This window comes from Caballeronia sp. LZ065 (genome assembly GCF_031450975.1).
GTDB lineage: Bacteria > Pseudomonadota > Gammaproteobacteria > Burkholderiales > Burkholderiaceae > Caballeronia.
In genome coordinates this window covers 1-9,349 of the sequence record NZ_JARUXV010000009.1, presented here as the reverse complement: position 1 = coordinate 9,349, position 9,349 = coordinate 1, and the positions used below count along the sequence as shown (strand labels likewise).

Here is a 9,349-nt window from a genome sequence, read left to right as displayed (position 1 = left end):
CCACGCCATCTACGGCAAAAGCCTTCGACGGATCGGGCATCACCACCACCGTAGCGCCCGCCTGTGCGATACGCGAGGCGTCCACCAGGCTCACGGACAATCGCGAGTTTTCGACGGCGAGCTTTGCCTGCGGAGCACGCGTCAGGCCGCCGTCTTTTTCTTGCATGAACGGCATAACGTCGCTGTTCAGATTCAGGATGCTGCGCACGACAGGCTTGCCCGGATGGACGGCGCGCACATCACCATTCGGGTTATAGAACACGTGGCCACCTTGGGCCTTGCTGGCCGAGTCCAGCAGGTCGAGAATTTTGTTCATGTCGTTTAAACGTTGTTGCTGCGGTTGTAGATCCACTGGCAGCGCAGGACGTCATCGATGCCGATCACCGCGTTTGCGTAACTGCCGCCCGGCGCATTCAGCCAATCGAACAGCGCGAACAGGTCCGTTTTTCCCGTCAGATTGATCGGCGCACCTTCGGCCGCCCACTGGTCCAGCGTGGCAGCGCTGTATCCCGCAGTCGTGCGGATTTGGGCCACCGTCAATTGCGGTGCTGCGGGCGGGGCCGCTTTGCATTCCGCGATGTAGCCGTTCAACTCTTCAAGGGTCATGATTAGTTATGCTTAGGTTGTATCAACTGGCACCATCTTGCGCCGATTTTTCGCCAGATTACACGTGTGGGTTTCTTCTGTTCAGTTGTGGGTTTCTGTCGCTGCTTTTCAGGCGAAAGGCAGGGCGAACGCGGCCATCGATAGGGCATGCACGGCTGGGCAGCCGCTGTTTCAGTGGGACGCGCGCATGGCTTGCTTGCGGAAGTGTTTCCATATGTCTACTACTTCGAGAAAGGCGCTTTCGGATGCAGGCTCAAAGGCTTATGCCTCGGGACATAGTCATAGTCCGAACTTGAAAACGGCAGACCAATTTTGAATGCCGGGAGTGCTTGTCACCCGCCTGCCGTCCGGCTCCGATGGGACCCGCGATAGGGGGGGGTGGGGTCTGATAGGGGTCTTGCGGCTGCCTTCTGCCGTTCGCGTACAGGGCCGCCACGCGGTCGGCGTCATCAGATGAACCCATACGCTTTGCCATTGCCTGCCGTGCCCGTCAGCCCGTATGCCCTGGCTTCGCCTGCGCCTTCGTTCCACTCGCTGATGCCAATGGCAAATGCTTCTGCGGCCACCATGCAGCCGACTGCCATCCAGGACGCAACGCATCCACGCGGCACGACACGAAGCTGCCGCATGTACTGGCGGCCCAGGTCATCACGGATAGCCGCGTATGCGCCGAAGTCGAATCCGACAGCCATCAGGCTTCATCCTTCACGTTCGCAGCAGCTTGCCGCACTGCCCTGGCCACCATCGTGGACAGTTCATCCATCGAACGCTGGTCCAGCGAATGGCACGGCAGGCCGCAGGCGCGCAGGTCGGCTTCAATGAATCGAGCCACACGCGCTGTGGCGGCGGTCTTCACGGCGGTCAATACAACGTCCGCGATGCGTGGCTGGGCGAATGGCTGCGGCATGCTCGATTCCAGAAAGTCACTTTCGGTAATTATTACCGTAAATCTGACTGAAATCAAGCGTATCGGTCATAAATACCTATTTGTCATAGTATGACACTCTCCCTAGGCTGCCATCCTCCGCAGCTTCAGCATTGCGCGGCCGGTAGCGCCTAGAGACACGATGCGGCGGACGGCTGCGGCGTCAGCGGGCGTGGTCTGAAACAGGCTTTCGCGCACGGCCAGCCAGTCATCCAAAACAGGGCACATGGGCTGAATTGCTTTAGAAATACCGTGGCATGTGCCCTGAATTCGGCTTGTCGCCCAAGTGCGGACCAGCTCGAAACTGGACGGCAGCGCATAGGTACGTGCTCCGTTGCTTTTGCTGCAAACCGTGACGATGCCCAAGCGGCGGAACACTTCGCCCACCTCGCGCACGGGATACGCGGGGCGTTTAAACGCAATGGCGTTACCTTTCTTGTCGGTCAGGATGGCGCCCCATGCGGCAGGCACGATGCCCAGCCAGGACAGCGCGAATCGATCAGCCTCGATGCGGTCCATCAGTTTTTCTGCCAGGTCGGCGTCGATCACCAGGCCTGGGCGCACGTCGATGCCTTGGAACAGGCGCGCATAAGCTGCGGCGCGGGCGCGGTGCGGCGCGCGTTGGCTCAGGTGTTCGTTTTCCGCCTGGTCGGCCTTTCCTGAATAGCCCAGCAGGGCGCTGGCGAACCGATCCAGTGATTTCGGGCCGATGTTCGTCCAGACGTCCAGCGCAGCTTCGTCCACTGCGCGGACGCCCAGGCCGCGGGCGATGGTGTAACGGTCCAGGGCGGCTTCGTCTTCGGGCGATTGCGACGGCTGGCGGCGCAGGGCCTGCGCTTCGTCGTCGGTCAGATCGGGCGCGGCCAGGATCGCTTCGCGGTCGGCTTCGCGCAGTTCTCGGCGGGCCAGCTTGTAGCTTTCCAGGGTGTCCACGTCCAGGGCGGCATCGGCGCGCGTGACGGTGTATCGCTCCGCTTCAAGCTGCCACAGCAAACCGGCGGCGCCGTCGATTCGGGCACGGTCCTGGTGGGCGCGGATGGTGGCGATGAAGCCATCGAATTCGGTGGCGCGCTTCGGACTGCCTGCGATTTCAGATGCGCGCTCCATGCCCATCAGGATGGCATCGGCTTCCGTGGTGGCGCTCAGGCGGCTAACCGATAGCGATATGGTCCAGTCCTTCAGCGGGCGAACGCGGCGCATCATCTGCGATGCTTCATCCGGTGCGATGGTATAGCCCGAATAGAACAGGAAACCATGCTGGAAGTGGTCGTGCTTGATGCTGATGCCGCTGCTGATGGCAGGCGAGTGAATCACGGCGGCATACTCGCGTGATACGCCTTGCGGGTCGGCCATGAATCGTTCGCGCTCGGCGGTCTTCGCTTTCGTGATGCAAAGAATAGGGCGGTCCGTGCTGGCGGCCAGACACTTCGCAGCGGCCTCGGCAAAGCGGCGCGTATCGCAGCTAACCCAAATGTTTTGGCCATCGCGCAGCCGCGCCTGCATTTCGCCCAAGGCGGCAGACAGACCTGCATCGCCCCATACGTAATGCGCGTTCATGCCCTGGTCGCGGTCGCCCATATCGAACACCCGGAAACGCTCACCAGGGCGGCAGCTTTCCAGGAAGCGGATCACCTGGTCATTCAGGCCCGCATCGGCGCCGATGATGCAGCGCGCACGGCGCACCATTTCACGCAGCGCGGCATAGACGCCCGCGTTCGTGACGCCTTCGGATTTGCAGGCGGTTTCGCTTTCGATGAACGCCAATGTCTGCGCGATTTCATCGACGGCCAGGAAGTCGCACTGCTCGATGATGCCGCGATGCGCGCTGCGCACGATGGACGGCAGGCAAGTGGCCAGTGCGGGCACGGCGTTGTCTCGCGCGTATCGCTTCGTGACATCCGTATAGAGCGCGCAATTCAGCTTGCGGGCAAGCTCTTGAACCAGGCTCACGCGATGGACCACGGCCACGAATCCGCCATGTTTGCCCGCCCATTCCGCGAATGGCCGCATGATGGATTCCGTCTTGCCCGTGCCCTTCGGCGCGCGAACCAGGATCACGCCTTCGTAGTCTTCGGGCGCAAACTGCGGCAGCGCGATGCACTGCACGTAATCATGGCGCGCGGTGGCGTCGCTCGAGAACGAAACGGCTTGCATGGCCTGCTTGCGGCGCGCGTAGATGCGCCGCGCCAGACGTTCGCGTGCGGCAGCGATGAATCCAAGCGGATAGCCGCATGCCGGCGCGTGTGCTTCGAGCATGCGCAGTAGGCCGTCCAGGTCAAAGCGGGCGGGCACGGTGGGAAACAGCCGCCGCATGATTTTCCAGGCCCAGGCCGATGCCATCAGTGGGTCGGCCGTTTTGCACATGGCCGTAATCCATTGATCCTCGCGGCCCTTCAGTTCCGGCTGCGGCTGGATGCTATCCAGGGCGGCCAGGTCGAAGTCCGGCGCGAATGCGGCGGCCACCGATGCGATGCCGCGTGCGGCTGCGTGGTCGTTCCAATCGTGGCCCACGGTCGGCGGCATGAGATACGGCAGGCCCGTGGCTTCAGCAGCTTCCTGGCCCGTGCGGCTCGCGTCGTTATCGGCTGCCACTTCACAGGTCACGCTATCGACGCGCGCCAGATCGGCAGCCACCGTGCGCAGGTTGCCTGCGCTGAAGCAAACCAGCACCGTGGCTCCCGTTGCCTGGTGGATGGTCGCGCCCGTGGCGAAGCCTTCACACAGGATCACGCGGGCGGGGCTGCCGTCGATGCGATAGAACGTGCCTTTGGCGCGGCCATTGGTCAGGAAGCGTTTCTGGCCCGTGGTGTCGATGCGCTGAAGGTTCCACAGCGCGCCCGCCGCGTCATACATTGGCACCAGCAGCAGGCCGTCCACGTCGATGCGCAGGCCGCATGCGGCCACGCCCTTGCGGGTCAGGTAAGGGTGCGAGCCAGCAGGAGCGGCAGCGGCCCATAGGCGTGCGGCCTGGCTGGCGGCAGTGGCCTGGCGCTTGCCTTCCTGGATGGCTTGCTGCCGTTGCCCTTCGATGGCGGCAGCCGCAGCTGCAGCGCGTCGCTGCTTTAGGTCGTCGCTCTGTTCTGGTGTTATCGGCGCAAGTCCACCACGTGCGGCCTGAAACTCTTGCCACGCCAAATTACGCGGGTTCCAGGTCGCATTCTGGTCTTCGTGGCCATAGCGCCCGAACGTCAGCGCGGGGAAATCGCCGTCTTTGTCGCCCTTGCTGCTGGCCTTCACGAAGCCCTTGCCGCGCTGGCCCTTCAGGTCGGGCAAGTTGCGGCGGCGGCCATCCAGGGCGGGCATCGATTCCAGCAGCACGCCCACGTCCGCAGCGGTAGCCACGGCGTCTTCGAAAAACGCGGCCAGCAGGTCTTCGGGGTTCGGGTAACGCTGTGCGATGAAATCAGAGAACCGGGCTTTAGCGACCATATGCCCCCCGCCGTTCCATCGAATGCAGCGCATCGACCAGGATGCGGAATGCTTCGAGCGGAGACAGACGGGTATCGGGCGGCCCCGATTTGGCGTGCGCTGCAATCAGATCGATGGCCAGCGGAAAGACGGGGTGGCCTGCGATGGTGTCTTTGCCTGCCAGGTGAATGGCGGCAGCCCAGGCGGCCTGGAGACGCGCAGCGCGAGTGCGGGCGCGGTGGATTTGAGACAGAAGGCTGATGTTGTTCATGCGTTCTAAAGCCCTGATTCTTCGGGTTTCAGATCGCACAAAAACGTAGCAAGGGGTACACAAATGCGATTTGCGTCCGGCGCAAATTGCCTCTACAATCGCATCACTATTTGCTGTACCTGTCCTGGCTCACGTGTCCGCGCGATCCTGGATGAAGAAGCCCCGGCCTGCCAGCCTGGGCTTTTTCGCTTTCTGGGCCGGAAAAAACTACATCCCGCTCAGTGAGTCGGATTGTACGCCGCGCCATCACCCTTGCCAATTGTTCCCAATCGTCAAAGTCACAAAATTGCCTTCAGTGTTTGCCTTTGGAAACACTGGTTTAGGTGCGAATCCTCGACAGCAGCTTAGTTGCTGAGACGATCTAGATTGATGGTGCGGGCGACTTCGGTATGGTGCTCACCGTATCAGTCAGGATCCTGACTTTTGGCGCATCGCACAAAAAATTGTGCCCGCCAGGGCTGAAAGTGACTATCGAGCGGGCCTGACGGGACTAGACATAAAACAGCTTCACGATGTTTGGTCCACCTAGCGGACCGGATCCGATGATTTGCTGCGGCGCGGAAATATCTTGCAAGCTGCCGTCATGAAAAGTTCGCCCTGTGAGTCCGGGACGACTTCTTCAGGCTCCGCGAAACGTTTAGAAGAGTAAACGACATTGTTTTTGTCGGTAAACACGGTAAAGCCACTTTGGATTTGCCGCGTATCACAGAAGAATCGATTCTTATATTTGACGGTATCGAACGCTTTTCCATTTAAATGCTGCGGCGTTTTGTATTCTGTTTTAATCCATGTTTCCACTTCCTCGCCTTGCCCTTGAAGCGATTCAGCATCCATAAAGTAAGTCGCGTCAGAGTCGGAAAATACCTTCACCCAATCCGCCGCCTGCGCCGATCCGACTAGGACAACTCCTGCCAGCACCATCAATCCCCGTATTGCTTTCATAGTTTCTTCCTCGTAGATCGCAACTACCGGTCTTTCATTGAGGAAGACCGGTAGTTGCGTCAATTTTCTTTTTGGTGGGTAAGGCAGTAGGCATACACCTTAGCGGCTACTGCCTTGGCACTCATTTTTGAGTATTCGGGACGGTATGCGAGTTTTGCACCTTGGTCCCATAACAGGAAAGCATCTGTGTTGAGGTCTTGACGCCACACCCGCTCGGCTAAATATTGGTCGTATTGATCTTTGGTATAGCCCTTCGCCCGGTAATCACCCGCATTTTCAACCCCCGTTGCCAAGACAATGCAGTCACGAAAGTACGGGTCTGCATGAGCATGGATAGATGCGGTAGCAAAAAGGATCAACGCAAGAAAACGGGTTTTCATATCAGCTTTTTTTCATGAATTCTTGAAAGCAATGATTCAACAATTCATTCAATTTCATGTCTCTGTCTAACGCGGCCTGCTTAAACGCTTTCACGAACTCAGGCGGCATGCGGAACTGAAGCGGCACCAGTTCAGATGACGGCACAACACCCCGTTGTCTTGAGGCACTTTGCGGGACGTCTTTGCGCGGGTTCATTGCCTGCGCAAGCGGATTCATTGCTTTAGCCATTGCTCACTTTCCTTGTTTTCTTTTTTTCATGAAAACATGCTTTCATGCATGCCCACAGTTCCGCGATCTCATTAGCTGCGGGGCTTTTCGCGCTTAGCTCGGGCGCCGTGCGGCCTGCCGTCATAGCTACCGCATAAGGAACGCGGTCAGCAATGAACGCTTGGGCCACTTGGCCATGTTGAGACAGCACCGCCACGGTTTGCGCTGTGATGCTGGCCTGGGCCTTTGCCTGCGTGATGACAAATAGCAGCGGCTTGCCTGCGTCGCGCACTTGCTCGACCGTTTCAGATACGGCCCACAGATCGGCAGGAGAGGGGCGAACAGGGATCAATATCAGATCAGCCAAGCGCAGCAGCTTGGTGTTTTGATCGGAAATAGCGGGCGCAGTGTCAATCAGGCAGTAAGCGGCGCCCTGCTTGTCCAACGCATCTAGGCCAGCGGACAGCTTCGAAAATGGTACGTCCGCGCGCTGGGGCGTGTCCGCTTCTCTGCTTTCGTGCCAGCGGCTTAGCGTGCCTTGTCGGTCGGTGTCGAGAATCCAGGCGGGGCCATCCCCTGCCCGTTCGACTTCCACCGCCAGGTGCGAAACAAGAGTGGTCTTTCCGCTGCCACCTTTCTGGCTGGCAACAATTATTGTTTTCATGAAATCATCCTTTGCGGCATTGATGATTTCAGGAAGATAACAGAAAAGGACGCGCACACCTAGGGCAGGGCATCTTAAGCGAGATTTAATTTTGCAAATTGGACAATTGACATTCGATAAAACCAAGCGTTTACCCTAGAAAAAACTAGGTTACATTCCTTTCCGTCGAGTCATGGAACAGGGGGGGCTGATATGGATCGGGATGATTGGGTTGCTCTTTTTAAGGCTGCGCGCGACGTTCTTTCCGTCATGATTATCGTCGCGGTGCATCTTTTCTAACTGGTGTTTCTCCAGGGAATCAGGCGACATGCGACGATCCGGGTTCAGCCAGTCAGGGATACGGGGCAGGGCGCGGTGCTTCGTGGACAGCGCAGTGGGCTGCCCTTTGCCCTGGCTCGGACGGTCGTTTATCATGGCTGCGCAAATAGGAAATTCGGCCCCGTCATGGGGCCAATTTTTTTTTGGGGTCGCTGCCAGTATTTCCGGCCCCGGCAGCCCGGCGAAAAAACCCCCGTGCCATACAGGCCACGGGGCAACGTGCACCAGCAAACCTCCGATTCGCTGCGGTTTGCCCGCCGCAGCACCCCTCGGAACAGGGCTCCACGGGAAGAAATCAGTTCGCCGCTTCCAGGCCGCGACGCAACAGGCCAGCGGCAGCCTGCGCAAGCGTGATCTTCATCAGCGTTTGCTGCTCCAGGCGGCTGCGGTGCGCTTCAAGCGCTCGCAGCATCTCGGGATCGGTCGGAACCGCGATGCGCTCCGTCCTGGGCATCGCTTCCAAATTTGTGTTCGTTTGCATAGGTCGGTATCTCAGTAACGATCAAGCCAGCGGTCTTTCTGGCGGCCAGGCTGTTCTGTTGCGGCTCGAATAGCCGCAGCCGCGCCCGCGTCGATGTACTTCAAAACTCGCCATACCTGTGCATTCGACAGATCGGGCCACGTTCGGACCACGCGGGCTTCGATGTCGTCACCCCCTCGGCCGCCCAAGACCACAGAGCCAAATCCAGCGATGGTGGCCACGACGCGCGGGCCGTTCTCGTCTGGCGAACGCATGAGATAAGAGGCACTGGCAAGCGCATCAGCAACGTGTCGCGGCAAATCGCCATCGGACGCTTTGCGCTTCGCCTCAGCTTTCACCGTAGGCAACCCTTTAGCTTCACAGGGGCGGCACTGATGCACGTCGCCCATGGTTCGGCTAGTCAGGCTGCGGCAATTGCCGCACCGCCCGATAATCGACAGCGCTCTCACGCGGACACCTTGAAGAACATGCCTGCGTTCGGCAGCAATGCCTGCATGTTTGCCCAGCAGGTCACCACCAGATCGCCCGCCACGCTGGTGCGTTCGGCCACCACGTCGATGGCTTCATGCACCGCCACAGCAGAGCGGCTGAACGCACCTACGAACGTGGCTGCTGTGTCGGCGGTCAACTCAGCAGCCACGCCAGCGACGCGCAGCTTGCCGTCTTGGCTCACCGCTGCACCAGCGCCAGCCGTGCCGACCAGGGCGCGCAATTCATCGAATCGCAGACCCTTTTCCGCAGCGGCAGCCAGGCTGAACGCAGCAGGAATCGCCGCAGTGATGGCAGCCAGCAGTGTGGCATCAGCAGCGCGAGCCAAGCCCAGCGTGATGGCCGTCATGATGGCGTCCGCCTGGTCCTGGAAGTCTTTCTGATCGCGGCGCGAAACACGGAAGCGGATAGCCATCTGCGGCGCCGTCGAAAAATCGATGGCAGCACGCGACAGCGGCAGCGCTGATTCGCCCACGTCTGCGCCATCTTCAACAACAGCAAACGGCGCGGCTTCGATCGTGAGGAAGCGAGCAGGGCGGGGCGTCATCGTCACTTCGCCCACGCCATCTACGGCAAAAGCCTTCGACGGATCGGGCATCACCACCACCGTAGCGCCCGCCTGTGCGATACGCGAGGCGTCCACCAGGCTCACGGACA

The 9,349-nt window shown here is 59.9% G+C and carries 13 protein-coding genes; all 13 read right to left on the bottom strand.

Going from position 1 to position 9,349, the window contains the following annotated elements; translation table 11 throughout:
- On the bottom strand, positions 1–316 hold a 316-nt coding region (locus QCE63_RS35235; protein WP_309839864.1), incomplete at its 3' end, for a hypothetical protein.
- Between the two features lie 5 nt (positions 317–321).
- On the bottom strand, positions 322–606 hold the full coding sequence (locus QCE63_RS35230) for a hypothetical protein (protein ID WP_309839862.1): 285 nt from the start codon (positions 604–606) through the stop codon (positions 322–324).
- A 449-nt stretch (positions 607–1,055) separates the two neighbouring features.
- The gene (locus tag QCE63_RS35225) at positions 1,056–1,298 is read right to left on the bottom strand and encodes a hypothetical protein (protein ID WP_309839860.1); all 243 of its coding nucleotides are present in this window, start codon (positions 1,296–1,298) and stop codon (positions 1,056–1,058) included.
- On the bottom strand, positions 1,298–1,513 hold the full coding sequence (locus QCE63_RS35220; RefSeq protein ID WP_309839858.1) for a hypothetical protein: 216 nt from the start codon (positions 1,511–1,513) through the stop codon (positions 1,298–1,300). Before QCE63_RS35220 ends, QCE63_RS35225 begins: the two co-directional genes overlap by 1 nt.
- Before the next feature lie 102 nt (positions 1,514–1,615).
- Entirely contained in the window at positions 1,616–4,960 is a 3,345-nt protein-coding gene (locus QCE63_RS35215) for a plasmid replication protein, CyRepA1 family (protein ID WP_309839856.1), read from the bottom strand.
- Positions 4,950–5,210, bottom strand: a complete 261-nt coding sequence (locus tag QCE63_RS35210) for a hypothetical protein (RefSeq protein ID WP_309839855.1) — start codon at positions 5,208–5,210, stop codon at positions 4,950–4,952. The genes QCE63_RS35215 and QCE63_RS35210 overlap by 11 nt, the downstream gene beginning before the upstream one ends.
- Positions 5,211–5,735: 525 nt before the next feature.
- Positions 5,736–6,152, bottom strand: coding sequence for a surface-adhesin E family protein (locus QCE63_RS35205; RefSeq protein ID WP_309839854.1), 417 nt, complete (start codon positions 6,150–6,152; stop codon positions 5,736–5,738).
- Between the two features lie 59 nt (positions 6,153–6,211).
- Complete coding sequence (locus QCE63_RS35200) at positions 6,212–6,532, bottom strand: hypothetical protein (RefSeq protein ID WP_309839852.1); 321 nt, start codon at positions 6,530–6,532, stop codon at positions 6,212–6,214.
- A gap of 1 nt (position 6,533) precedes the next feature.
- On the bottom strand, positions 6,534–6,761 hold the full coding sequence (locus QCE63_RS35195) for a hypothetical protein (protein ID WP_309839850.1): 228 nt from the start codon (positions 6,759–6,761) through the stop codon (positions 6,534–6,536).
- A complete protein-coding gene (locus QCE63_RS35190) occupies positions 6,754–7,404 on the bottom strand; it encodes a ParA family protein (protein WP_309839848.1) in 651 nt (216 codons plus the stop codon). Before QCE63_RS35190 ends, QCE63_RS35195 begins: the two co-directional genes overlap by 8 nt.
- 613 nt (positions 7,405–8,017) lie before the next feature.
- Positions 8,018–8,185 carry a hypothetical protein gene (locus QCE63_RS35185; RefSeq protein ID WP_309839846.1) on the bottom strand — a complete coding sequence of 56 codons (168 nt, stop codon included), beginning with the start codon at positions 8,183–8,185 and terminating at the stop codon, positions 8,018–8,020.
- 29 nt (positions 8,186–8,214) lie between these two features.
- On the bottom strand, positions 8,215–8,592 hold the full coding sequence (locus QCE63_RS35180; protein WP_309839844.1) for a hypothetical protein: 378 nt from the start codon (positions 8,590–8,592) through the stop codon (positions 8,215–8,217).
- A 56-nt stretch (positions 8,593–8,648) separates the two neighbouring features.
- On the bottom strand, positions 8,649–9,349 hold a 701-nt coding region (locus QCE63_RS35175; RefSeq protein WP_309839843.1), incomplete at its 5' end, for a hypothetical protein.

What these genes read in the sequence shown, in the direction of transcription:
- QCE63_RS35180 (WP_309839844.1), bottom strand. Translation starts at nt 8,592, where the DNA reads ATGGGCGACGTGCATCAGTGCCGCCCCTGTGAAGCTAAAGGGTTGCCT.
- QCE63_RS35230 (WP_309839862.1), bottom strand. Translation starts at nt 606, where the DNA reads ATGACCCTTGAAGAGTTGAACGGCTACATCGCGGAATGCAAAGCGGCC.
- QCE63_RS35190 (WP_309839848.1), bottom strand. Translation starts at nt 7,404, where the DNA reads ATGAAAACAATAATTGTTGCCAGCCAGAAAGGTGGCAGCGGAAAGACC.
- QCE63_RS35210 (WP_309839855.1), bottom strand. Translation starts at nt 5,210, where the DNA reads ATGAACAACATCAGCCTTCTGTCTCAAATCCACCGCGCCCGCACTCGC.
- QCE63_RS35225 (WP_309839860.1), bottom strand. Translation starts at nt 1,298, where the DNA reads ATGGCTGTCGGATTCGACTTCGGCGCATACGCGGCTATCCGTGATGAC.
- QCE63_RS35215 (WP_309839856.1), bottom strand. Translation starts at nt 4,960, where the DNA reads ATGGTCGCTAAAGCCCGGTTCTCTGATTTCATCGCACAGCGTTACCCG.
- QCE63_RS35205 (WP_309839854.1), bottom strand. Translation starts at nt 6,152, where the DNA reads ATGAAAGCAATACGGGGATTGATGGTGCTGGCAGGAGTTGTCCTAGTC.
- QCE63_RS35200 (WP_309839852.1), bottom strand. Translation starts at nt 6,532, where the DNA reads ATGAAAACCCGTTTTCTTGCGTTGATCCTTTTTGCTACCGCATCTATC.
- QCE63_RS35195 (WP_309839850.1), bottom strand. Translation starts at nt 6,761, where the DNA reads ATGGCTAAAGCAATGAATCCGCTTGCGCAGGCAATGAACCCGCGCAAA.
- QCE63_RS35220 (WP_309839858.1), bottom strand. Translation starts at nt 1,513, where the DNA reads ATGCCGCAGCCATTCGCCCAGCCACGCATCGCGGACGTTGTATTGACC.